Here is a 23,813-nt window from a genome sequence, read left to right as displayed (position 1 = left end):
CACAAGGCCCGAGGAGCCGCATGACCACGCAGGCAGACGCACACGATTCCCAGCCGCACGTACCGGGCCCGGGGCCCGTATCCGCGAGTGAGTTCGCGGTCGCCCCCTCGGCGATCATCGTGCACGACCCCGTGGAAGCCGGTGCCATCAAGGCGCTGGGAGCCGTGGCCGACGAGGAGACTCTGCGTGAGCAGTACCTCTTCAGGCAGGTCCCGGACCCGGATCTGTTCGCCGAGCAGCACCGGGCCTTCGTGGAGCTCATCGGCCGGAACGTTGACCAGGTCCACTACCTGGCCGACCTGGTCGCCGGCGAGGGGGTATTCGAGCAGGCCCGTACGAATCCGAACCAGGTCTACACCCGAGACGCCCTCATCACGATCCCCTGGCTGCCGGAGAAGTACATCGCCGGAAGCATGCTCGCCCCCATCCGCAGGGCAGAGACCGCCACCATGGAAGCGGCAGCCCATGCTCTGGGGATGGAACCACTGCTCCGGCTTCCCGAGGGCCTGTTCCTCGAAGGCGGCGACGTGATCCCCTTCTCCCGCGAGGGCCGGCGAACCCTTCTGGTGGGCTACGGCCGACGCACCCAGCTGCCCACGCTGGAGTTCCTGGCCGCCGAACTGATCCCGCAGGGCATCGACGAGATCATCGGCGTGGAACTGGCGCCCTGGCGGATCAACCTCGACGGCGGGCTGGTGCCCGTGGCCGAGGACGTGGTGATCGCTCACCCCGACAGCGTGCTCCGCACGGTGCGAATCGACGCACGCGGAAGCGAACCCATCGACCTGCTGGGCATGCTCCGCGACGTCGGGATACAGGTCATCGCCGTCACCCAGGAGGAGTCGCTGTACAAGCAGGCATGCAACTGCCTGTGCCTGGGAGACCGGCGGCTCATCTGCTACGACATGACCGCCAGCGCCATCGAGCGGCTGACGGCGGCGGGCATCGAGGTGCTGGCGACGCCGGGCAGCGAGCTCGTCAAGGGAACCGGCGGCCCGCGGTGCATGAGCCGGCCGCTCTACACCTGACACGTGAACAGGACCCGATGACTGTCGACATTCCGGGCGTGGTCCACCAGAAGTACGACGGGCCGGGCGGGGACTTAGACCTCGCCCGGCACCGCCGGGACGCCCTCCTCGCCGAGGGCGTCAGCTTCCCCACCGCCCGCCCCGGCACGCTCCCCTGGCTGATGGCACTGAAACCTTTCACCATGGACCGCTCCCTCACCGCGAAGGTGGCTGCCCTCGGAACCGCGGTCTTCGCCTACATCGACGCCGTGCAGGACCTGTACGCCCAGCGCCATCCGGTCGTGCGAGCCCACCTGGATCCCGGCACCGAACCCGACCTGCGCGGACTGGACCTTCACCGGCGCATCCAGACCTTCCGGCTCGATCTCGTGGTGGAGCAGGGAAGCCCGGTCATCACGGAGATCGAAGAGATCTACGGCAACGCGGGCAAGGCCCATGCGATGCAGAGCGCCTACGGAGTGTCCTACGAGGGGCTGTTCCAGTCCTTCGCGAACCTGGGGCTCTCCCACGTTCTCGTCGACGACCAAGTCCGCACCTACGACTCGGAACTGGCGATCGTACGGCGCAGGCTGCGGACCGCATACGGGCAAGACCTCGCGGTGCAGTTCTTCTCCGAGGCCAAACTGAAGGAGGTCAAGGCGGCCTGGCGGTTCTGCTACACCCTTGACTTCGGGCAGTACGACATCGACCGGCGAGCGGCCATCACGCAGTCCGGTATCGCCTTCGCCAATCCGCTGTTCCACGGCTACGGCACCAAGGCGCTGACCGCACTGGCCTTCCACCCGGATCTCACCCCTGACCTCGAAGGCATGCTCGGGGCCGCCACCCTGGGCACCCTGCGGTCCGGGATCGCCGAGAGCCGGCTGCTGACCGGCACGGAAGACGTGCCGGCCCTGGCCGAACAGCGCAAGGGCCTGGTCATCAAGGTCACCGACTCCCCCGCCCAGCGCGCCGCCACTTGGGGCAGCAGGGGCGTCTACTTCGGCGAGAGCTCACGGGCGAAGTGGGAATCGGTGCTCGACGCCGTACGGGGCGGCCATCTGCCAGGGCGCCCGTCCCTCCCGGCGGCGTACCTGCTCTCGCGGCTGATCGACAGCGATCGCTTCGATATCGCATTCCTGCACCCGGACGGCGACCGCCTGGGGGTCATGCCGCGGGCACGGATGAGACTGGCGCCAATCTTCTTCCGCCAGGCGGGCCGGGTCGAACTCGTGGCCGGACACGCAACCTTCGTCAATACCAGCCGGAAAGTCCACCTGGGGCAGCACGCCGTGTGCGCCCCGCTGGACTGGTGGCGCGGTGGGGGGAGAAAACATGCTGGATCCGACTCTTTTGCGTGACGGCGGCGCGTTCAGCGCGGACCAGGGCACCGACGCGGATCGCCCTGCTGCATCGCCGTTTCCGCCCGATCGACCGCAGCAGGGCAGCGGCATCGCCTCCCACTTCCCCCGGGGTGTGTCAGCTGGGCTTCACCAGAGGGAACAGGATGGTTTCGCGGATGTTCTTGCCGGTGAAGGCCATGATCAGCCGGTCGATTCCCATGCCCATACCGCCCGTGGGGGGCATGCCGTATTCCAGGGCGCGGAGGAAGTCCTCGTCGAGTTGCATGGCTTCCGGATCGCCGCCCGCGGCTAGCAGGGACTGCTCGGTGAGGCGGCGGCGCTGCTCGACTGGGTCGACCAGCTCCGAGTAGGCGGTGCCCAGTTCGGCGCCGAAGCCGATCAGGTCCCACTTCTCTGCCAGGAGCGGCTCGGAGCGGTGCTGGCGGGTCAGCGGCGAGGTCTCGACCGGATAGTCCATGACGAACGTGGGCTGCATGATTGTGTGCTCGACGAGTTCCTCGAACACCTCCTGGACGAGCTTGCCCTGACCCCACTTGGCGTCCCAGTCGATCTCCCGGGCATCAGCGAACTTGCGGACGTCCTCGATCGGGGTGTGCGGGGTGATCTCCTCGCCGAGGGCGTCCGAGACCAGGCCATAGACGGTCCTCCGCGGCCACTCGGCGATGCCCAGGTCGTACTCGACGTTGTCGTGGACGACCACGGTCGTGCCCAGCGCGGCCACGACCGCTTGCTGGACCGACCGCTGGGTGAGGCCGGCCATGTCGTTGTAGTCGAGGTAGGTGCTGTAGGTCTCGAGCATCGTGAACTCGGGGTTGTGCGTGGAGTCCGCACCCTCATTCCGGAAGTTCCGGTTGATCTCGAAGACCTTCTCGATGCCGCCGACGACGAGCCGCTTCAGATACAGCTCGATCGCGATCCGGAGATACATCTCCATGTTGTAGGCGTTGATGTGAGTCTTGAACGGTCGGGCCGCCGCGCCGCCATGGATCGGCTGGAGCATGGGCGTCTCGACTTCGAGGTAGCCCTCAGAGTGCCAGAAGTCCCGGATCGCGCGCACGGTGTCGCTGCGCAGGTGGGCCATCTTGCGGGCTTCGTCATTGACGATGAGATCGAGATAGCGGTAACGGACGCGCGCCTCGGGATCGGTGAGCCCGGCGTGCTTCTCCGGCAGAGGCCGCAGGCACTTCGACGTGATCGCCCAGCTCTCCGCCATGATCGACAGTTCGCCGCGCTTGGACGAGATGACCTCGCCCGTCACGCCGATGTGGTCGCCGAGGTCAACGTCGCGCTTCCATGCCTTGAGCGCCTCCTCACCGACGCCGGCGAGCGAGACCATGACCTGGATGTCGGCGGTCCCGTCCCGAAGAGTGGCGAAGCAGAGCTTGCCGCCGACCCGCGACAGCATGACCCGGCCCGTGATCCCGACCTTCTCCCCGGTCGCGGTGTCGGCTTCCAACTCGGGGTATTTCGCCCGGATCTCGCCGATCGCGTGCGTGCGCGGGTAGGTCACCGGGTACGGTTCGATGCCGTTCTCACGGAGCCGCGCCACCTTCTCCAGACGGACGCGCATCTGCTCCGGGACGCCTTCGTGGATCTCGTCACTCATGGCAGCAAGGATAGGCAGAACTGACCCGTGACTCCGTCGCGATTAGTGGCCCGGATCTTAAGATCCAGATCCACCGATGCCGCGAAGTCCGCACCTCCCGTTACCGCCGCCGTCATGGTCGATCGCACCGCGCTCAGATGGGGCCAGGCCGGCCGGAAATACTTGCTCTGACCGGCAAGACCAGGCTCTGGGCGCCGTGTTGGCTGGGGCTTCGCCTGTTCGCCGCCACCGCGCAGATCGTCGCCACCGGACGCCGCAGGCAGTTGAGATTCACCCGTCACTGGCCCTGGACCGATGTCATCACGATGGCCAGCCCCCTGTCGCACCGATGCCGCCGCGGGCCGCTGCCACGAGCCGGAGATACGGGCCTTCGACGAGGAATTCTTCGACAGGGCAACGGACCTGCTCAAACCTCTCGAAGAGTGGCTCGAAGCCGCTGCCCAGGGAGCGATCGCCCCGACCACCTACGCCCCACGGTCGACCAACTCGAAGATTTCCTTGGGAAGTTCGATCCGGCCAAATACTTCATCATCGTGGGCGGCACGCACGCGACGCTCGCACCGGCATTCGCAACTGCCTCACCACATCCAGTTGGACGTGCTCGACCTCCTCGCGGGGTTCCAGACCCCATGGTTCTGCTTCGCTCGGGGCGACGCAATGACCGACGAACCTCCGGACCGCATGGCCGCCGCCGGATGCCGACGGGGCTTTCCCGGCCTGGAGTCGATGAACCAGCACTCCCTGGACTACTACAACAAGCAGACCGCGATCGACGAGAACATCAGCGCAGTGCACGGCCTGTCACGGACCGGGATCGGGAGCGTTACGGGGTTCATCATCGGTGCGCCGCACGAGACCGTCGACATGATCCTGGACACCTTGGACGCCTACCTCGACTTTCCGCTGTTCGGCCTGAGCTGCAGCATCTGTCCCCGGACCCGGGGACGCGGGAGTTCAACCGCGCACGCAAACGCGGTGGAGAACTACTTACCGTGCTGGGACCACCCGGATCGCACCAGATGCGGCTGGACATGTGGCGCTTCGGCTCGGCTGAGCCAGCCAGCATGCCGACCCTGTCTGAGCACGTCCCCAAGGACGAGCTCAACCGGCTCGTGGCCCTCATCGAGGCGGAATTCTATTTCCGGGCCGAAATGCACCGGGAATTCGTGAAAGACCGCGCCCCCGAAGCGGATCTCCGATTTCTATGACTTCCTCTGGGATCGGCTCTGCGGGTTTGATTCTCTCGTGCGCGTCCTCGGGGCGCGGGCCGCATCAACGCTCTGGGCGCGGGCGGCGGCGATCCCAATCAACCGTGGTGCAAGGCCACCTCCGCCTGTATCAGGGTCGGCTGGGCACGGTGTCACGAAGCCGGACACACCCCTACCTGGCCCTCTGAACCTCGGGATCCAGCCACCGGCGACAAGCCTGCCCGAGCAGGCCCACTGCGCTGTCGGGTGACACCGCGGGGGCGGCGTACGCGCGGCTGTGCGCTGTCCCCGCCTGGGCTCGTCGAGCCTTGAAAAGGCTCGCCGACGGCGATCCGCCCCGTGAACCGCGACGGGGCGGCGTTTGCCGGCGGTCAGCTCGCCGACGGCTTCGTCCGCGCTGACCTGTGGCGAGGCCCACCACCGGGGGCTGGGCCGACTGTTATCGGCGAGAAGCCAGGAGAATACCTACTAACATGCAGCAGCATGGAGCACACACCTCGGCAGCCCGACGTCCCGCAGAAGCCCTCACTCGAAGGGCTGGAAGAGAAATGGTCGCGACGCTGGGACGAGACCGAGGTATACACGTTCGACCGGTCCAAAACTCGCGAGCAGGTCTTCTCGATCGACACCCCGCCGCCGACGGTCAGCGGCTCCCTCCACGTGGGCCACGTCTTCTCCTACACCCACACTGACGCCATCGCCCGCTACCAGCGCATGCGGGGCAAGGAAGTCTTCTACCCGATGGGCTGGGACGACAACGGCCTGCCGACCGAACGGCGCGTGCAGAACTACTTCGGTGTGCGCTGCGACCCCTCGCTTCCGTACGACCCCGGCTTCACCCCGCCCGAGCACCCGGGCAAGGACCAGATCCCCGTCTCGCGCCGGAACTTCATCGAGCTGTGCGAGCAGCTCACCGTGGAGGACGAGAAGGTCTTCGAGGACCTGTGGCGCAAGCTCGGCCTGTCGGTGGACTGGTCCATGACCTACCAGACGATCGACGAGGCCGCCCGGGCCGCTTCCCAGCGCGCGTTTCTGCGCAACCTCGCCCGCGGCGAGGCGTACCTGGCCGAGGCGCCGACGCTGTGGGATGTCACCTTCCGCACCGCGGTGGCGCAGGCCGAGCTGGAGGACCGGGAACGGCCCGGCGCCTACCACCACCTGGCCTTCCACCGCCCGGACGGCGAACGGGTCATGATCGCCACGACCCGGCCGGAGCTGCTGCCGGCCTGCGTGGCGCTGGTGGCCCACCCGGACGACGAGCGCTACCAGCCGCTGTTCGGCACCACGGTGCGCACACCAGTCTTCGGCGTCGAGGTGCCGGTGGTCGCGCACCGCCTGGCGGACCCGGAGAAGGGATCCGGCATCGCCATGGTGTGTACCTTCGGCGACACCACCGACGTGGTGTGGTGGCGGGAGCTGCAGCTGGCCACCCGCCCGGTGCTCGGCTGGGACGGCCGATTCGTCGCCGACCCGCCCCCCGGGGTGGACTCAGCCTCGGCCCGCGAGGCGTACGCCCAGCTGGTCGGCGCGACCCCGCACACCGCTCGTCTGCGGGTGGTAGAGATGCTGCGCTCCAGTGGCGAGATGGAGGGCGAGCCGCGCCAGATCAGCCACTCGGTGAAGTTCTACGAGAAGGGCGACAAGCCCCTGGAGATCGTCACCACCCGCCAGTGGTACCTGCGCAACGGCGGGCGTGACGAGGTGCTGCGCGAGAAGATGCTGGAGCGCGGCCGGGAGCTGTCCTGGCACCCGGAGCACATGCGGGCGCGCTACGAGAGCTGGGTCGGGGGCCTCAACGGTGACTGGCTGGTCAGCCGCCAGCGGTTCTTCGGCGTGCCGATCCCCGTCTGGTATCCCCTCGACGGGGACGGCAACCCGGTGTATGACAAGCCGCTGGTGCCGGAGGAGTCCGCGCTGCCGGTGGACCCGAGCACGGACGTGCCCGACGGCTACAGCCAGGACCAGCGCGGCGTGCCCGGCGGGTTCACCGGCGACCCGGACGTGATGGACACCTGGGCCACCTCCTCCCTCACCCCGCAGATCGCCGGCCGCTGGGGCCGCGACGACGACCTGTTCGCGAGGGTCTTCCCGATGGACCTGCGCCCGCAGGCCCACGAGATCATCCGGACCTGGCTGTTCTCCAGCGTCGTGCGCTCCCACAGTGAGCACGGCGTGCTGCCGTGGAGGCACGCGGGCATCTCCGGGTGGATCCTGGACCCGGACCGCAAGAAGATGTCCAAGTCCAAGGGCAATGTCGTCACCCCGAACGACCTGCTGGTCCAGCACGGCTCCGACGCGGTGCGCTACTGGGCGGCCAGTGGCCGACCGGGCACCGACACCGCCTTCGACGTCGGGCAGATGAAGATCGGCCGCCGTCTGGCCGTCAAGCTCCTCAACGCCAGCCGGTTCGTGCTGAGCATCGGCGGGACCGCCGAGTCGGCGACGGTGACCGAGCCGCTCGACCAGGCCGTACTGGCCGAGCTCGCCGAGGTCGTCCAGGCAGCGACCGACTCCTTCGAGGCGTATGACTACGCGCGGGCACTGGAGCGCACCGAGCAGTTCTTCTGGACCTTCTGCGACGACTACGTCGAGCTGGTCAAGGCCCGCGCCTACGGCGAGTTCGGCGAGCAGGGCGCCGGGTCCGCCCGTGCTGCCTTGTCGCTGACGCTGTCCACGCTGCTGCGGATGTTCGCGCCGTTCCTTCCGTTCGCCACCGAGGAGGTCTGGTCCTGGTGGCAGGAGGGCTCGGTACACCGCACGCAGTGGCCCGACGCCGAGGAGCTGCGCCGGGTGGCCGGTCCTGCCGACCGGGAGGTGTTCACTACTGCCCGCGAGGTGATCGCCGGAGTGCGCAAAGCGAAGTCGGCGGCACAGGTGTCGATGCGCACCGAGGTGCGGAAGATCAAGGTCACCGGCTCCGGCGCACTGCTGGAGCGCGTGAACCTGGTCGAGGCCGACGTGCGCGGCGCGGGCCGGATCGGCGATGTCGAGCAGGACATCACCACAGACGCTGAGTTGCGTGTGGAAGTGACGTTCTGACCTGTCCAAGCCATGAGTGCCTGGATCTGAGTCGCCGGGGCGGTCCCGCCCGATCAGTTAGATCGGGCGGGACCCTCGCATTCCGGCTGGACTCCTGGAGAAGCGACCAGACCTGCCATCGCTGTCCGCTTCCTCCTCGAAGACGCACTCGCTACCGATGACCCCCTGGTGAGACAGCGTTGCCGCTCAGGAGCTGTCGGGGTGGAAACTCTTTGATCATGAAGGTGCAGGCATCGGTAACCTGATGCGTCACGCCTTCGACGTCCCGGTAGGACCAGCGGTCGAGGTATGGAGCAGCAGGGTGGTAGCCCAGTCGGGAGTAGAGAGCCGTCGCCCGAGGGTTTTTCTCGTCCACTCCCAGCCCAATGCGCTTACCGCTGCGCTTCCGCACCAGTTCCTCAGCCGCGCGGATCAGGGCTGTTCCGATCCCTTGGGACCGGAAGGACTCCGGCCACACTCCCAGACCGTTGATCTCCGGGCAGTCCCCGTGAGCTGCCTGGACTTCGGGAGCAGCACACCCGTCCCACCTCACCTCGCAGCTTCCGACCGGCTGTCCATCGCGCCAGGCAACGAGAAACGTACTGGACCCGGCTTGCTGTCTGGCGTATCGACGAGCGTGGGATGACATTACGCCCGGAGACGGAATGTGCCGATCGAGCAGTGCAACCTCGTGTTCCTGACACTCAGCGATCCGCATAGACCGAATCTTGCCGCCCGCAGCAGTGCGTTCGCCACCCAATTCGCATCCGAGGAACGGGTCGCCCGAGTGACTGAAGAAACCACATGCGTAACGCGTTCTGGATACCGATAGTGGCTGCATGGATCCGGTTGTCGTTGCCCGCGCCGTTGTAGAAGAACGTCACCCTGCCGCTCGAGCGGCATTTCTGGGAGGCAGCGTGCTGACGGAGCACCGCACGGCCTTGTCCGACCTGGACATCGTGGTGCTGCTGCACGGTCTGCCGGCTCCGTACAGAGAGAGCCTCCAGCACGGTGACTGGCCCGTGGAACTCTTCGTACACACCGAAGAGACCTGGCACGCATTCGTAGACCGGGAAACCCGCAAGCGCCGGTCCCCACTGCTATGGATGTGTGCGGACGGCGAACTGCTCTTCGACGCAGATGGGCTCGGCGAGCGTCTGGCTGCGGAAGCCAGAAAACTGGCCCTCGCGGGTCCACCTGCGATGCCAGCAGAAGAGATCGAGGACTCCCGCTATGCGATCACGGATCTCCTGGACGATCTCGCTGGGAGCACCGATCAGGGCGAACAGCTGTTCATCGCCTCAGAGCTGGCGAGGCGGACAGGTGAGCTCGCGCTGGCCCTCGGCGGGGCATGGGGTGGCGGCGGGAAGTGGCTGGCACGCCGCCTCGATGCCGCAGCACCTGGACTCAATGCCCGCCTGCACCATGCTGTCCGTGGGGCATTGGATGGGCAGACCGACGCCCTTGTTGGCGTCGTTGACGATGTCCTGGCTCGGGCTGGCGGACGATTGTGGGCCGGGTATCGGCGCAGTGGAACTCCGTGACGGGTAGGACAGGCTGAGATGTAGGCCCATCGGCACCGTAGGCGGCCCAGCGGCACTACCGTGGAGCGATGGCTGAAGCCGTGGAGGGTCGCGCTCCGTTCCAGGTGTTGGTGCTGCCGTACCGGCAGACTGAGGAAGGGCTGCTCTACGCCTTGTTCCGTCGCTTGGACGGCGCCTACTGGCAGGGGGTGGCTGGTGGTGGTGAGGCGGGTGAAGCACCGCTCCAGGCCGCCAGGCGAGAGACCGCCGAGGAGGCCGGCTTGGCCGGCGACTTCGAGTTCATCGAACTGGATGCGCGGGCGTCGATTCCAGTGGTGAGTGTCACTGGCGAGTGCACGTGGGGGCCGGAGGTCCTGGTGATTCCTGAGCATGCCTTCGGTGTCCGAGCCGACGCATCGGAGTTGGCGCTGTCCAGCGAGCACACCGAGTACAGCTGGTTCTCCCTCAATGAGGCAATGTCGGCGGTGCGTTGGGATTCCAACCGGACAGCGTTGTGGGAACTTGACCACCGTCTCCGCCGCAGCTAGGTGGCCGGAGAGTCTTGATGGCCATGGGGACGGCGGAGTAGTTCCGCCGTCCCCATGGCCGTGGCGGCTGTAGTTCCGCCGCCCCGATGGCTGATTTCCGTGGTCTTCAGGTGGGCGAGTGGCCCGTGATCTTCCCGATCGCGGTGTCGATGTGGGTCAGTGTGCGGTCGTGGCCAAGGATCTCGACCGACTCGAACAGGGGCAGTCCGACAGTTCGGCCTGTCACCGCGACTCGCACCGGGGCCTGCGCCTTTCCAAGCTTGAGCCCGCACTCGACAGCCGCCTCCTCCAGCACCGCCTAATTGGGTGGTCGCGTGCCTGTGTGCTCGGCAGTGCCGCGGGCCATGCGCATGTTCGGCAGTCGTCCTTTCCAGAGCTCTTGCTCGCCGGTGGGCGTGAAGCCGTAGCGTTCGTAGAAGCGGATGGCCCGCTCGTTGTAGGCCGTCACCCACAGGCGTATGGGTGCGTCCTCTGCCCAGTCGAGGAACTCGCTCATCAGCTGGCTTCCGGTGCCGTGGCCTTGGGCTTCGTTCAGGAGGTACATGGGTCCGAGAGTGACCCATTCGTCTCTGCGGCCGCACATGAGCCCGACGATCTCTGCCGTGGAGCGAACGGTACGGCAGAAGAGCCTGTCTGGCTGGTTGTTCGCTTCCTGAATGAACTCCCGCCACTGGGCAATGCCCTCAGCGGTGGTCGTGGAGCCACGGTGGTCTCTGATCCACGCCTCGTCGATCCCGGCCTCTTTGTTGGGGTATGTCTGGAGCCAGGCTTTCAGCTGGATTTGACTGATCGCTGCGGCGTCACCGGTCTGGGGTGGTTCGATCAGGTGGGTCATGGACCTTTGCCTCTCTTCGGACTGAGGACCAAGAGCGGAAACCTTCGAGCGTCCAGCAGCCGTGAAAGATCGATTGGAGGGAGCGGCTGGCAACCCGGGCTCGGCGGTTGTCAGCGAACGTCTTCCGATCAGAGCTTCCAGTCGCGCCGGGTTGCCAGCCAGCACAGAGTGACCTCGCCGCACCAGGTCTGGTGCTGGCGAATGTGGGGCGACCAGTCCGCCGGGGGCTGTGCGCCGGAGACGATAAAGAAGCCCGCGAGGGCGGCCAGAGCCGCATCGAGCTGCTCCCCATCGACTCCGTGGGCGGTGGGGTGCTCCGCAAAGAGGGTGGTGGCGTCGTGGCCGTCTGCGTGTGCTGTGGCCAGGAGCAGCACGAGGTCGAACCAGCTCGCTGCGAGGCAGGGCCAGTTCCAGTCGCAGATCCAGGCAGCGCCTCCCGTGTCGATCAGGACGTTGTCCTGACGCAGGTCATGGTGGAGGACTGCATCGCCGGCCACGGCTTGTCGCCAGTGGGATTCCAGTTCGGCCAGGGCGTCGAGCCTGTTGGTGGGCACCCATTCCGGCAGGATGCTCGGGCTGGTGGCGCCGCCGGTGAGGTCACGCCAGTCCGCGAAGTCGCTGCCGTCACCGATCGGCTTGAGCCCGACCTTCTGGAGCGCCGCCGAGGGCGTGGAGAGCGCCTCGGCCTTGATCGTGCAGGCGTCGAGGGTCGAGGCAAGCTCGTCAGGCCGCCAGGGCGCGGCAGGCATGCGGCCACCGTCGATCGCGTCGAAGCCAAGGACGATCCATCCGTCTTCCGTCTCCTCGGTCCACCGCAGGCGGGGTGCCGGAACCTCGATCGGCAGGGCCTGGTTGATCAACGCCTCGCGCTGGTAGCTGTCGGCGATCACCGCATTCTCGTTGGCGTTGACTGCCTTGACGAACTCGGGCCCGCCAGCTCCACGGAGCGCAGCGGCGAAGCCGCTGGTGAACCCGCTTCCGGCGCTCGGCCCTGCGACCACTACACCACCCAGGCGCCGGGAGATGAGCCGACGGATGTCCTGGGGGAGGTCGTCCCAGCGCGGGCGTACGGCCGTGGAGCTGTACTGGAGGCGCGGAGTGTTGATGTTCGGCATCCCCTCACAGTGGAGGAAGGCATTGCCCCTGCGCGACGGATTTCTCGTACGGGACTGGGCTGATCCATCCGGTGGTGGCCACTACCTGGCGCGCGATGTCCACGACGGACCGGCTGTCGGTCACTACCCGCGCGATATCCGCAGGTGCTTGCTCATCCAGCAGACGTGCCTTGTAGACGCTGCTCTCAATCTCTTTCTCAAGCTCCGAGCCGAGCTCCCGGCCCGCCAACCGTTCGCCGGCAGTGGCGTCGGTGGCGGTGAGCAGGACCCGCACGAGCCTCACATCCGACCCCATCACGCGCTCGAACATGCATACGGCATCGGACAACACGCTGAGGGGATTCGTATAGATGAGCCGCCTATACCCGAGTTCCGTATAGTTCGTCCACATGGCGGCAAGGTTTCGCTCGACGATTGCCGAGCGGCGCGGATCGCCCTCCGGAGCTGGATGCACCTGCCCCAGGCAGTCTCCTTCTACGACCACGTGAGCAATGTCCGCGGCGCGCAGCTGTGCGGAGACCTCCCACCCGACCGTTGTCTTGCCGACGCCAGCACGCCCACCGATTAGCAGCACCTCGTTTTGCTTCACGGAGGCAGCCTGCCAGCGTCCGGCGGCGCTCCGCCACAGAGTTGCTTCACCGCGGGCCTTGCTGAAACCACCCGCTGCGTGGCAGATGACGGGATTCGCCATGGCCGCTGAAATTGATTCGACGCAACACGACCAACCCGCTTTCCTTTCAGGATAGTTACTCCCATCGAGAAGGACGGGCATGTCCAGTAGAGGACTCTCCGCAACGCAGGTGAAGGAGTTCGTTGACAGCGGCTTCGTCCGGGTGGACAAAGCCTTCCCTGCCGACGTGGCGGCTGAGTGCCGTGCCATTTGCTGGCAGGAGACGGGATGCGACCCGGACGATCCTGCGACGTGGACGGAGCCGGTGATCCGGCTGGGCTCCTGCGCCCAGGAGCCCTTCCGTACCGCTGCGAACACTCCCCGCCTCCTGCGGGCATTCGACCAGCTCGCGGGGTCGGGCAGATGGATACCGCGCACCAGCATCGGGTCAATCCCGATTCGATTCCCCCACCCCCGCAGCCCCGGTGACGACGGGTGGCACATCGACGGCAGCTACCACCCCGAGGAGCAGAAGAGTGGCCCTCCGTGGGTGAATATCCGCTCGCGCAGTCGTGCCTTGCTCATGCTGTTCCTCTTCTCCGACACCGCGGAGAACGACGCTCCCACGCGGATCCGCATGGGCTCGCACCTGGACGTCCCCTCACGTCTGGAGGCCGCTGGGGAGGATGGGATGAGCACTGACGATCTTGCTGCTACCGGCCTTTTCGAGGTGACCGCAGGCCGGCCGCAGGTACTGGCCACGGGCGAGGCGGGCGACGTCTACCTGTGTCACCCGTTCCTGGTGCACGCTGCCCAGCCTCACCGCGGGATGTCCCCGCGGTTCCTGGCGCAGCCGCCGCTTTACCCGGCTGAGCAGTATCGGCTCGAACGCCTGGATGGATGCTATTCGCCCGTGGAGCTCGCCATCCGGCGCGGTTTGGGAAAGTGAATCCTCGGAACCGGACCGGATCCGAGTCCTCCTCCCCACCTGCAGAAAGGTGCACCGACGTAGCCCGTCCGACCTGCTCTGGAACTTGCGCCTTCGGCGCTTGTTCCCGGGACTGAGACAGTCCTTTCCCCTCGCCGGGCCCGATTCTCGTGCGCAGCCGAGCGGCTGAGGGGAAGGTGTACTTCGTGAGCAAGTCAACGATGAAGGATCGCCAGTTGGCCCGGCAGAGTCGGGCGGAGCGGGTACGGGCGTCCATTGAGGCTGCCGTCAGCTGTCCGCTGTGCCCGGAAGTGACCGTCGATGTGGGGCTGGAGGCTCGGCGCCCCCGGCTGTCGGCTCCTGGCTACGTGTCGAACCGGTCACCGCTCATCGCTGGAATTTCGTGTGGACCGCTGCCGTCTTCACGAGCGACTGTCTGAAGCTCATGGCGCGGGAGACCGGCTCGGGCACGCTCCGCTGGCGGGAGATTCACTCCTGGTGGGGTGACGGGCATCGCTTGCCCCGCGGTGCGTACGACGCCACTGGGCTGCTTCGTGCCGTCCAGATCCCGGGCTGGTGAGGGTCTCGCCCTCAGGGGGCGCCTCCGGTTGTCCGTATTGGGGCTGACCTGGCGAGATACGTCACGTAGGTGTCCGGGACTGGCGCTGGCGGTTCGTCAAACAGGGCCTGCATGTGACTCGTTCGTTCTACCGTTGATCGCATGAAGCAGCAGGAGGCCGTCCAGGGACCGTCGGCGGAAACCGACGATGAAGCAGCGTGGGTAGTCCGTGGCTATGACGCTTTGCTTGATGAGTGCGACATGGACATCGCGAACCTGAGAGAAGCACTCCGACAGAAGATCGACAAGCGCGAGGACCTCGCCGCCGCGCGGGATGATGCGGCGAAGTTGATCAACGTCGGGCCGCGCCTGGAGCGGTTGCGTCAGATTGCTGTCGACATGCTCGGCCCGCTCGACGACCTGGACGTCGACTCCTTTGTGGCCGGGGAGCCGGTGCCCCGGCCAGCTCTGGACAAAGTGCCCATCCGAACGACAGGGCAACGAGATCTTCTTGCTGTTATCGGCTCCCGAGCCGAACTCTGGTGCAGCGAGCAGCTCGCCACGGCTCTCGGCATTCCGCTAAGGGACGCGAAGGCGCGCAAAGGTCTTCGCAACCGCCTGGCTTCCCTCGTCGGGAAAGGCGTGCTCGAACGCGTTGACACAGACTCAACCCGGGCCGCCGGCCGGGTCTTCTATCGCTTACGCGCGACGTGGGAATACGCCGGACCGGACGGAACTCCTTGAACCGCGGCATGATCTCGACATAGCGGGCAGGTTTGCTCGACATTCGGCCCCTTCAGCCCCCGGCGAGGCCAGAACGCTTCGGTCAAGAGGTCGACTTGGGTGTGCTCGTGGGCAGCAAAGACGGTGGGAGCGATGTCGCGGGTGTGGGTCTCGTGCCACCGGTCGCTCTGCCGCTCGGCCCAGGAGACGGGGCCACGGCCGATCACGAACGAGTCGGCGCCAGCGACGCCGGAGTCCTGTTGGATGACGATCAGAGCGGGCTCGCCGGGGGTCTCCTCGGGATTCGGGGCGACGAAAGGCAGGTACCGCATGTTGCCGTCCCATCGGACGGCCGGTGCTGCGTCGGCCTCGCCACGTCAACATGCTTACCGGATCGCACGTTCCAGGAGGTGTGCTGCCCGTTGGCGAAGTGGTTCGGCGAGTGGAAGGTTGCCGCCGCGTTCGACGCCGTGCAGGAGTTCGGTGATCGTGACGAGTTCGGCGAAGTGGCCGGCCGGGGTGTCGAGTACGTCAGCGAACTCGGCGCGGACGCGGGCTGCGATGCTGGGCGTGAGGAGGCTGTAGCTGTGGAGCATGGCGGCGTCGTAGCCGGTGGGCGCCAGGCCCCAGCCCTCCCAGTCGAAGATCGTGAGCTGGGGCGCACAGACGTTGGCCCAGTGAAGGTCACCGTGGGCTGTGGCCCAGTCCGGGGCCCGGGTGTCGATGGGGGTTCCGAGGAACTTGGGCATGGCCCAGTCGAGGTACTGCTGTTCGATGGTGCAGCGGTCGGTGGGTATGTCAGTGACGGTGGCGAGCGCGGCGTGCAGTGCCGTCCACCAGGCAGAGGGCAGGTCAGGCACTGTGGTCAGGGTCGGAGACTGCGCGATGGAGCGGGCGTCAACGTGGTCGTACAGCTCGGCGCGGTATTTCCACTCCTGGTCGGTCCAGTCGCGGATCTCGCGGAGGCGAGGGCGCGGGACCGATGAGGGGATGGCGTTTTCCGCGTCGCGGGAGCCGTCCCAGAAGGTGTTGTCGGCCTGCCCGGTGGGCGCGGAGGCGAGGCGGAGCCAGGCGGAGCCGTCGGCTGCGGTGACGGGTCGGCTGAGGGTCCGGCCGCGCCAGCCCCACGCCTCGAATTCGTCCGGTGCGGGCTCTACGCGCAGCGCGGTGCGGGCTCGATGGTGGGCTGCGCGCATCCGGTCGGTGACCTCGGAGTTCTCCGGTTTGGGGTACATCACTTCCCCGAGTTGTCGTGCGAGGGGTTGAGCAGGGCCTCGCGGGCGGCCCGCGCCAGGACGGCCTGGGAGTCGGCGGGTAGTCCGAGGCGGTTGAAGTGGAAGATCACGTGGTGGGCGAGGACATCGCGCAGACCGCGCTCAAGGGTGCCGTCGCGGGCGGCGTCGGCCAGGTGTCGGCCCGCCACGGCGAACGCCTCGGCCCAGGTGACGGCGAGCGGGAGCGGCCCGTCTGCGGCGAAGAGCGTGCTGGCGGGCGAGGTGTCCAGGGCCATGAGCCGCTTCAGGCCGGGGATCATGCCGCGTATCCGATCCGAGGGCGTCTCGGCTGCGAGGGGGCGCAACTGAGCGACGCGGTGCCAGATGTCGCCCTGCTCGTGGTCGTCCTGCCGGGCGCCGCGGAACAGGGCGGTGCACAGCAGGATGGACATCTCGCGTCTGCCGACGGTCTGTTCGGATGGCGCGGTGGGGTCGTGGTGCCGCAGGTAGGTCAGGGTGCCGTGGCTGTCGGCGTGGAAGAGGTCGTGGCTGATGTCCATGGTCGGGGCGCCGCCGAAGGCCAGCTCTTCCGGCTCGTAGATGCTCTCCTGCCACCGATCGGCAGTGCCGTCGGTGACGAAGTCGTCGAGCACGGAGCTGATGGTGGTCCGCATGTCGGCTGCGGTGCTCTTCGGGCCGGGTCGGCAGCGGAGCCGCCAGTACGGGTACTTGCGCAGGAACCACCAGTCGGTGAGCAGCCCGGCTTCTTGGGCTTGTTGCAGTCGGGGTCCGAGGCGGGCGGCGGCGGTCTCCTCGGCGGTGTTCCAGTTGGTGAACTGGATGCGGACCTGGAACCACTCGCGGTGACGGACCTGGGTCTCGAGCGCCGCGCGTCCGGCGGCCCGGTACGCCTCGACGGCATCGGCGAGGTCGGCGGGTTCCATGGGGATCTGGGCGGCCGTCTGTTCCAGCGGTGTGCCGGTGAGGACGGCCAGGACATGGCTCTCGGTGACGTGATGGGGCGTACTCGGCGGCATGAGATTCCCTCCTCGGCGAGCCGTACGGGAACGGGGCGGGGCAGTCAGCCGGACAGGAGGCACGCGTCCCAGCCGGTGGCTGTGGAGCTCTCCGTCTCGTAGGCCATGGCCGCGAGTTCGCGGCCGGCCCGGCCGTCGAGGAATCCGTCCTCGTCGGCGGGTTCCTGGTCTTGGAGCAGGGCGTACAGGCGGGGCAGGTGCTCTTCGAGCCCCGTCTCCGCAGCCTCGTGGGCGATGCGGCGGGCGGTGTGAAGCAGCCCGGCGGCGCCATGGCAGATACCGGCGTCGCGGATGCGGGCGAGCTGGGCGGGGTCGGCCAGGCAGGAGAGCAGGGCTTGTTCGGCCATGTGCTGCCGGGCGGTGTCGCCGAGGGTGAGGGCGGCGAGTCGCTGGGCGGAGACGAGTCCGGGGGTCCCGTAGCACCAGCTTGGCCGCGCCGGGCCCTTCTGCGCCACCGTCTGGGTGCGGTGCTCGCCGAGCGTGACCCACTGCGGCCACCACACTCCGGTGCCGGTGTCCTGGCGGTGGTCGTCCAGGTGGGTGCAGATTCGTTGCATCGCCGCGATCTGGCCGTCCACGACGGTCCCCCGGCGGGCGGAGATGGCCAGCAGGGACAGAATGCCGGACACCCCGTGGGCCATCCCGAGGTTTCCGTGGCCGCCGGGAAAGTCCTGCGAGAGGCTGCCCGAGGGGTCGAACTCGGTCCACCATCCGGGGAGTTGCTCGGCATCTCCTTCGAGCGGCCAGGTTATGCGCACCAGGTAGGTTAGGACTTCCCGCAGCGTCTCGCCGTGCGGGTCGCGGCACAGCAGGTAGGAGCCCAGCCCGGTCAGTCCGTAGAAGAGGTCGAACTCACCGAGGCGGGGCCGTTCGCCACGGTCGATCCGTGCGTGGGCGGCTGCGATGCGCCGCCGGGTGAGCTCGTCGATCTGGGCGTCGAGGGTGTGCAGGGCTTTGGTGTAGCGGCCGGTGCCGAGCGACGCGGTGTGCAGGGCGAAGGCGACGGCGGGTGCCCCGAAGTACAGCGAGGCGTCCTCGTCGGCGATGAGTCCGTTCGCACAGGAGGCCAGCACGGTGTGGGCGTCGGCCCACGAGCCGGTGCCGCGCTGGGCGCGTTCGACGTGCAGCAGGGCGATGCCGGCGGCGCCCCGTGCCAGCGACTGGGCCCGCAGCCCGTGCGCGGCTCCGCCGTGGACGGTGCCGGGTGAGAGACCAGCACCGGTGGTCGAGCTGCTCACGCGGGGGCTCCTTCGGTTCGGGCTCTCCAGGCCAGGGCGGTAGAGCGGGCGAGCCGCGAGCACGTGTCCTCACCTTCCTTGTCGATTCCGGCCGTACGCAGGAAGTGCAGGTGCATCAGGGACGGCAGCACCGACTCCGGCGATCTACTGTCGGCCGCGAGGACACTCCGGTAGTTCTCCAGCGTGCTGCGGCGGGCCACCCACGCCGCGACGAGACGTTCACCGCCGGGCACGCCACGCAGGTTGGCGAAGCCGCCCCGGGGGTTGGCCAGGCGCATCGTCTCGGTATGGAGGAGACGTGTGGGGTGAGGGGCGGTGCGGGTGTCGATGTGGTCGATCAGCCAGCGCATCGCGGCGGGGGCGTCACCGGTGAAGGACACGACGAGGTCGACGAGGCTGGCGGTGGCGACGGCGTGCAGGTGCGCGCCGCTGTGCGCGGTGAACGTCAACTGGGCAAGGACGGCGGCGGAGTCGACGGCGAAGACCGTCTCGGCGGCGGCGAGGGCCTCGCCGGTGCCGAAGCGGCCGGTCTCGGGGTAGTAGGTGTCCCATTGCATCCGTCCCAGCAGACCGCGCTGGCGCAGGTCTGCCGCCCACGCGCCGGCCCTGGCCGCGACGTCGCCGAATGCCTGCGGGTGCGGGAGGCGGAACCGTAGCCGCAGGTGGTCGTGCGGGTCGCGGTAGCGCAGGAACCACCACTGGGGCGCATCGTCCCAGCCGTCGAAGAGGCGCGGGAGGTGCTGGGTGAGGATGGCGGGCACCCTGTCCGGGGGCCCGTACAGCTTGAGGTACGCCCACGGCGAGGCGCCGGGCAGATGCCCGTGGTCGCGGCCTACGGCCGCCCTGGGGGTCGCGCGCCGCGGCAGCGGGGTGCGGGTGGAGGCGAGGGCCAGGGTGATCTCGTGGGCCCGCCCGTTGAACCAGCCGTACGCCGTCGCGTCGGGCGCCTCGCGCACGGTGGCGTGCCCGGCCCTCTCCAGCTTGGCGCGCAACAGCGCCGCATCGGTGCTGCGGTCCAGGTCCAGGCGGAGGCGCTTGTCGTCGTCACCGAGGTGAACGGCGCCGGTGAGGCCGAAACGCCGCCGCCAGGCGCCCAAGCTTTCGGTCCACTGGGCGAGGGTCGCGTCGGGTCCGGGCAGCTCGGTGGCCGTGATCCGCCAGGAGGCCGGGACGAGGACGGCGCGGCCATGGCGGACGCGGGGCAGGAACGGCATCCGGGCGGCGGCGCCCCAGGCGAACGGGGCGAAGGCAGCGGCGCGGGAGCGCGGCAGCTCGCACAGCAGCCGGGCCAGGGGGTGGGTGAAGGTGGACAGGTCCACCGCGTTCAGCGCGACGGGCTCGACGGTCCGACCGGTCGAGAGCTGGACCAGGGACAGCCGGGTGGCGTCCGCGGTGACCGCCAGATCGTGAAGCGGCAGGGTGGGGCCCTCGGGGTGTTCGGCCACGGATATCAGGTGCGGGCCCAGGGCCGGGGCCCTGGCTACGTTCTCGGTCCGCACGTGCAGCGGTGGGCTGGAGACCTGTGCGCGGATCGCGGCGGCCTCCAGGGTGGGCAGGCGGGTGTAGGCGGCTGTCATACGGTCGCGGTCGGCGGCGTCGAGGAGGTCCAGGAAGCGTCCCGAGCTGGCCCCGGCGGCCGGGGTCACTCCGTTGACGACGAGCGTGAAGTCCCCGCCCGCCAGGGCCTGGCGGGTTGGGGCCTGGAGGTGGAAGCGCAGGTCGGCATGGGGCAGCGGCAGGTCGGCGGGACCGTGTTCCAGTTCGGTCAGGGCCTCCTCAGTGAGGTGCACCTCGCGGGTGCCGTCGAAGGCGGCGCGCTGGGCGAGCGCGACGAGCTGTTCGTCCCTGCCGGTCAGGGTCGGCGTCTGGCGGGCAAGGAGCGAGCCGCGGTATCCGGCGGGGAAGTCCAGTCCGGCGTCGGGGTCGGTGAGTTGGGCGACGGGTACCAGTGCTCCGGTTCCGTAGCGCTCCAGGAACCGCGCGTGATAGTCCTGCCAGGCCGGCGAGCCGGAGGGGAACGGGGTCAGGCGGGCCAGTGCGGTCGCTGCTTTCTCGGCTTCGCGGGCCACCTGGTGGGGCAGGGTCATGGAGCAGTCGAGCCGCAGGTCGACGGACAGGGGCTGTTCCACGACGCTGGTTTGAGCCGTCATCGCCTCGATGACCGAGGCTCGCATCGCTTGCCTCTGCTCGGCGGGGGCCGTGGTGTGCCGGGTCAGCGTCGTGCGGATCTCTCGCAGGGCGCGCACGGTGGGCGCTACGGCGGTGATGGTCTCGGCGTCGGCGGCGTCCAGCTGGTCGAGCACGTGGCCCAGGGGGTCGGTGACCGTCATCGGCGGGCGCAGGGCACTGATCAGGACGCGGCGGGCCACCAGTTCGGCCAGCAGGGCCTCGATGGCCCCGGCCGGGGTGTCGGGGTAGTCGGCGGCGAGTTTCCCGGCCAGGTCGGCGACCGTCACGGGCGCGGTGGCGGCGCTCATGACGGTTTTGACGGCGCGGGTGTATCGCATGCTCACTTCACCGGGTCCGCGTCGGCTGTCGTGGGCCGGCTGCTGGCAGGGCACCAGGAGGCGTTCGTCGCGTACGGAGCAGGTGGAGTCCGCTGTGACCGGCAGGCGGCGCAGGAGTCCGGGGCAGGTCTCCAGGCGGGTGATCACCTCCGTCAGCCATACGGCGTCCACCCGCGCGGTGGGACGGTGTCCGTCGCCCCAGCGCAGGGTCAGGCTGTCGCCGATGCGGGCTGGGGCGATCCCGGCGAACAGTCCGAACGGCGTGGAGCGGTACTGCCATCGCAGCAGATAGCGGTGCAGTGAGAACGCGCTTCGTCGTACCTGCCTGGGGTGCCGGACCTCGCCGGTGCAGATGTTGTGGAGGTGGCGGGCGAGGACGGGGCTGGCCAGCTCGATGGCCTCCGCGACCGGCTGCTGTGCCCATATCTGCCCGATCCAGTGCCGCCAGTGCTCGGTGTCCGTCGCGGCATCGCCGGACTCCGGTGGAAGGGGCGCCAGCGTCAGCCCGCTCGGATATGCGGCGGCCCGTATCAGGGCCGCGTCCACGTACCGGTACACCGGCTTTACCCCCTCGATCGTGTGCGGTGCCGGGCTCGGCCCGGTGCCGGAGCCCTGTGAAGGGGGTCCGGCACCGGGCCTGGTGTGCCCGTGATCAGTCGGTGATGCAGCCGGCACAGGCACTCTCGTTGGTGCTGCCGCAGTTGTCGCTGGTGGAGTTCATGAGCTCCGCGATGACCGTGCCCTTCGCGGCGAAGGTCACGTCCAGATCGAACTCCGTGGTGCTCTCGCCAACGGTTTCCACTGTTGCCTCCAGGTGGATCGGGGTGGATGTGCCATTGCGCCTGTCCCGCGGGCGTTACCGCTTGTCGGGCCAGGAGATCGTGAAGCGGAACGACGCCTCTCCGGGGGCTTCTGCCGGCCGGGCCCGCAGCTCAGGCTGCTGGCCTTGGTGGTCGCGGCCCCATGCCTGGATCTCCGCGATCAGCCGGTCGGCCACCTTGGCGGCCTCGGGCCCGTGAGCGATCGCCCCGAACTCGAAGAGCGTTCGCTCGGGGCTGGTCGGCCGCATCGTCAGATAGGCGAAGGATCCGGAACTGCTGTCGAGGAGAGTGGCGACCCCTCGGCGCGACCAGGAGGCGACCACACCGCGGTCCCGCGCGGCCCGAGTGGCGGCCAGCAGCGCGAACTCGGGCAGCGTCGAGACCAGCCACAGCTCCAGGTCGTCGTACGGCAGGCCCAGCCCCAGGGTCACCCCCGACCACGCCTCGGTCCGGGGCTTGGACAGCGCCTCACGCAGTTGGCCGGCGTCCACCTGCTCACCGTCCAGGCGGAGGCCGACCTCTTCGCCCTCGCCGTCGTGCAGGATGACGAGCTCCATGTCCCGTGCGCCCGCCCCGCGCATGGGGACGAAGCCGCAGACCTCGAAGTCCCGGGCCACCAAGTGGTCTTGTTCGCGCTGCAGAGCGACCGACCAACTCAGTCCTCGCAGCCGCAGCGGCACCACGATCCGCCCGTTCTCGGCGAGCTGGTCCACCCAGGCCGGTGCGAGATCGGCCGCCTCGACGGTGACCACGATGCGGTCGTACGGGGCATGCTGGGGCTCGCCCTCTTCGCCGTCGACGACCAGAGCCTGCACGTGTCCGTACCCGGCGGCGGGCAGCAGGGAGCGGGCCCGGTCGATCACGACCGGGTCGATGTCGATGGTGATGACCTCGCCGCTCTCTCCGACCAGTTCCGCGATCAGTGCCGCGTTGTAGCCGCCGGAGCCGACCTCCAGGACCCGCATCCCGGGGCGGATGTCGGCCTGTTCCAGCATGAACGCCTGGATACGGGAGGCAGACACCGAGCTGAGCGAGACCCCCTGCTCGTTCCGCACCGTGGTCAGTGAGTACTCGGAGGCGTACGCCTTCTCCAAGGACACCTCGGGCATGAACAGGTGGCGGGGAACCGCTCGGACGGCATTCTCGACAGCTTCGGTCCGGATCGCCTTCAGCTCACGCAACTCGGCGATCATCTGCTCTCGCAGCGCGTCGACGCGGGCAGGGGTGGGGGTTTCAGTGTCCATCGGCCGGAGTGTAGTCACGCCGTTACTCCTTGGTGGTTCTCGTGCGGAGGGGTGGTGGCCTGCCCTGCCGGGTGTGCGGACATCCGGCCGGACATACGGTCTTGGCGGGTCAGCCCGTGCTGCCCGGATGCCGCTGCTGAGGTGCGGCGCCGCGCAGGATCTGGCTGACGGGGACGGTGCTGGTCGGGTCGGCCAGGGCCTTGACGGCGGCGTCCAGCCGGACGGGGTCCACCCCGAGATGCTGGACGGCGGCGGTGGCCAGGTGCTGGGCGAGCCGGGTCTGGAGGAACGCTTCGTGGCGGTGCTCGGCGATCGCGACCGCGAGGGCCTCCAGCGACGGTATGGCCTTGCGGCGCATCGTCTGCTGCGGCGGGACGCCGTACGTCATCGCCACCACTATCTCTCCCTTGGCGGCGTCGAACTCGACCCGGAACGGCAGCTGTTCGGGGGCTGGTTCAGGCACAGTTCCTCCCCTCGTAGGGCAGTTGGCAGCGGATCTGCTTGCCGATCGGGGAGGGCTCCACCGTCCATCCGGGCGCCAGGACGTCCAGGATCCACAGGCCACGGCCCGACTCGGACCGGTCGTTGTCCGGCGGCTCCTCCCCCCGGTTGGGGACGGCGGCCGGCTCGGGATCGTGGACTTCCACCAGGACCTGGTCCGGGAGACCGGCCACCTGGACCACCACCGGCGTCCACGGACCGCACAGC

21 protein-coding genes and 1 pseudogene are annotated in these 23,813 nt (G+C 68.4%); 8 read left to right on the top strand and 14 right to left on the bottom strand.

Annotated elements, in window-relative coordinates; all coding sequences use genetic code 11:
- Nucleotides 1-20 precede the first annotated feature (20 nt).
- Nucleotides 21-1,028 carry a dimethylarginine dimethylaminohydrolase family protein gene (locus AOK08_RS01515; RefSeq protein ID WP_055522838.1) on the top strand — a complete coding sequence of 336 codons (1,008 nt, stop codon included), beginning with the start codon at nt 21-23 and terminating at the stop codon, nt 1,026-1,028.
- A 17-nt stretch (nt 1,029-1,045) separates the two neighbouring features.
- The gene (locus AOK08_RS01510; RefSeq protein ID WP_055522836.1) at nt 1,046-2,368 is read left to right on the top strand and encodes a hypothetical protein; all 1,323 of its coding nucleotides are present in this window, start codon (nt 1,046-1,048) and stop codon (nt 2,366-2,368) included.
- A gap of 118 nt (nt 2,369-2,486) precedes the next feature.
- Here AOK08_RS01510 and lysX read toward each other — a convergent pair whose 3' ends face one another.
- Nucleotides 2,487-3,977 carry a bifunctional lysylphosphatidylglycerol synthetase/lysine--tRNA ligase LysX gene (lysX, locus tag AOK08_RS01505; protein WP_055522834.1) on the bottom strand — a complete coding sequence of 497 codons (1,491 nt, stop codon included), beginning with the start codon at nt 3,975-3,977 and terminating at the stop codon, nt 2,487-2,489.
- Nucleotides 3,978-4,996: 1,019 nt separating this feature from the next.
- On the opposite strand from lysX, the gene AOK08_RS45410 reads away from it, so the two are divergent.
- Both AOK08_RS45410 and valS read left to right on the top strand, forming a co-directional pair.
- Nucleotides 4,997-5,185 (top strand): hypothetical protein, encoded by a 189-nt coding sequence (locus AOK08_RS45410; protein ID WP_055522832.1) that lies wholly within the window; start codon nt 4,997-4,999, stop codon nt 5,183-5,185.
- A 483-nt stretch (nt 5,186-5,668) separates the two neighbouring features.
- Complete coding sequence (valS, locus tag AOK08_RS01495; protein ID WP_055522830.1) at nt 5,669-8,224, top strand: valine--tRNA ligase; 2,556 nt, start codon at nt 5,669-5,671, stop codon at nt 8,222-8,224.
- 151 nt (nt 8,225-8,375) lie between these two features.
- Here valS and AOK08_RS42575 read toward each other — a convergent pair whose 3' ends face one another.
- Nucleotides 8,376-8,852, bottom strand: a complete 477-nt coding sequence (locus tag AOK08_RS42575) for a GNAT family N-acetyltransferase (protein ID WP_338400114.1) — start codon at nt 8,850-8,852, stop codon at nt 8,376-8,378.
- Nucleotides 8,853-9,042: 190 nt separating this feature from the next.
- Between AOK08_RS42575 and AOK08_RS01490 the strand changes: the two genes are divergently transcribed.
- Both AOK08_RS01490 and AOK08_RS01485 read left to right on the top strand, forming a co-directional pair.
- Complete coding sequence (locus tag AOK08_RS01490; protein WP_055522828.1) at nt 9,043-9,747, top strand: nucleotidyltransferase domain-containing protein; 705 nt, start codon at nt 9,043-9,045, stop codon at nt 9,745-9,747.
- A 68-nt stretch (nt 9,748-9,815) separates the two neighbouring features.
- On the top strand, nt 9,816-10,274 hold the full coding sequence (locus AOK08_RS01485; protein WP_063793987.1) for an NUDIX domain-containing protein: 459 nt from the start codon (nt 9,816-9,818) through the stop codon (nt 10,272-10,274).
- Nucleotides 10,275-10,380: 106 nt separating this feature from the next.
- On the opposite strand, the pseudogene AOK08_RS01480 reads toward AOK08_RS01485, so the two are convergent.
- The 4 genes and pseudogenes from AOK08_RS01480 to AOK08_RS01465 all read right to left on the bottom strand — a co-directional run.
- A pseudogene (locus AOK08_RS01480) lies at nt 10,381-10,557 on the bottom strand (glutamate--tRNA ligase); the annotation flags it as partial.
- Between the two features lie 15 nt (nt 10,558-10,572).
- Nucleotides 10,573-11,109: a GNAT family N-acetyltransferase gene (locus AOK08_RS01475; RefSeq protein ID WP_055522824.1), complete on the bottom strand. Its 537-nt coding sequence runs from the start codon at nt 11,107-11,109 to the stop codon at nt 10,573-10,575.
- A 128-nt stretch (nt 11,110-11,237) separates the two neighbouring features.
- A complete protein-coding gene (locus tag AOK08_RS01470; RefSeq protein ID WP_055522823.1) occupies nt 11,238-12,224 on the bottom strand; it encodes a phosphotransferase family protein in 987 nt (328 codons plus the stop codon).
- A gap of 4 nt (nt 12,225-12,228) precedes the next feature.
- Nucleotides 12,229-12,813: a P-loop nucleotide/nucleoside kinase family protein gene (locus tag AOK08_RS01465; RefSeq protein ID WP_198539071.1), complete on the bottom strand. Its 585-nt coding sequence runs from the start codon at nt 12,811-12,813 to the stop codon at nt 12,229-12,231.
- A 181-nt stretch (nt 12,814-12,994) separates the two neighbouring features.
- On the opposite strand from AOK08_RS01465, the gene AOK08_RS01460 reads away from it, so the two are divergent.
- Nucleotides 12,995-13,783: a phytanoyl-CoA dioxygenase family protein gene (locus AOK08_RS01460; RefSeq protein ID WP_055522819.1), complete on the top strand. Its 789-nt coding sequence runs from the start codon at nt 12,995-12,997 to the stop codon at nt 13,781-13,783.
- 700 nt (nt 13,784-14,483) lie between these two features.
- On the top strand, nt 14,484-15,065 hold the full coding sequence (locus tag AOK08_RS01455; RefSeq protein WP_055522817.1) for a hypothetical protein: 582 nt from the start codon (nt 14,484-14,486) through the stop codon (nt 15,063-15,065).
- Nucleotides 15,066-15,430: 365 nt separating this feature from the next.
- Here the strand turns inward: AOK08_RS01455 and AOK08_RS01450 are convergent, their stop codons facing one another.
- The 8 genes from AOK08_RS01450 to AOK08_RS01420 all read right to left on the bottom strand — a co-directional run.
- Nucleotides 15,431-16,279 (bottom strand): hypothetical protein, encoded by an 849-nt coding sequence (locus tag AOK08_RS01450; protein WP_055522815.1) that lies wholly within the window; start codon nt 16,277-16,279, stop codon nt 15,431-15,433.
- Nucleotides 16,279-17,295 carry a thiopeptide-type bacteriocin biosynthesis protein gene (locus AOK08_RS01445; protein WP_055522812.1) on the bottom strand — a complete coding sequence of 339 codons (1,017 nt, stop codon included), beginning with the start codon at nt 17,293-17,295 and terminating at the stop codon, nt 16,279-16,281. Before AOK08_RS01445 ends, AOK08_RS01450 begins: the two co-directional genes overlap by 1 nt.
- A 44-nt stretch (nt 17,296-17,339) precedes the next feature.
- Nucleotides 17,340-18,533 carry a lanthionine synthetase C family protein gene (locus AOK08_RS01440; protein ID WP_198539070.1) on the bottom strand — a complete coding sequence of 398 codons (1,194 nt, stop codon included), beginning with the start codon at nt 18,531-18,533 and terminating at the stop codon, nt 17,340-17,342.
- Entirely contained in the window at nt 18,530-21,598 is a 3,069-nt protein-coding gene (locus tag AOK08_RS01435; protein WP_063793986.1) for a lantibiotic dehydratase, read from the bottom strand. The genes AOK08_RS01440 and AOK08_RS01435 overlap by 4 nt, the downstream gene beginning before the upstream one ends.
- Before the next feature lie 94 nt (nt 21,599-21,692).
- The gene (locus tag AOK08_RS42570; RefSeq protein ID WP_198539069.1) at nt 21,693-21,842 is read right to left on the bottom strand and encodes an FxLD family lanthipeptide; all 150 of its coding nucleotides are present in this window, start codon (nt 21,840-21,842) and stop codon (nt 21,693-21,695) included.
- Between the two features lie 54 nt (nt 21,843-21,896).
- Entirely contained in the window at nt 21,897-23,105 is a 1,209-nt protein-coding gene (gene fxlM, locus AOK08_RS01430; protein WP_055522810.1) for a methyltransferase, FxLD system, read from the bottom strand.
- 109 nt (nt 23,106-23,214) lie between these two features.
- A complete protein-coding gene (locus AOK08_RS01425) occupies nt 23,215-23,568 on the bottom strand; it encodes a hypothetical protein (protein WP_055522808.1) in 354 nt (117 codons plus the stop codon).
- A partial coding sequence (locus AOK08_RS01420) for an ATP-binding protein (RefSeq protein ID WP_198539068.1) occupies nt 23,561-23,813 on the bottom strand: 253 nt, incomplete at its 5' end. The genes AOK08_RS01420 and AOK08_RS01425, both read right to left, overlap by 8 nt.

Origin of the sequence: Streptomyces graminilatus (assembly GCF_001418565.1) — a bacterium.
Taxonomy (GTDB): domain Bacteria; phylum Actinomycetota; class Actinomycetes; order Streptomycetales; family Streptomycetaceae; genus Streptomyces; species Streptomyces graminilatus.
This window is presented reverse-complemented; position numbering and strand designations above follow the sequence as displayed.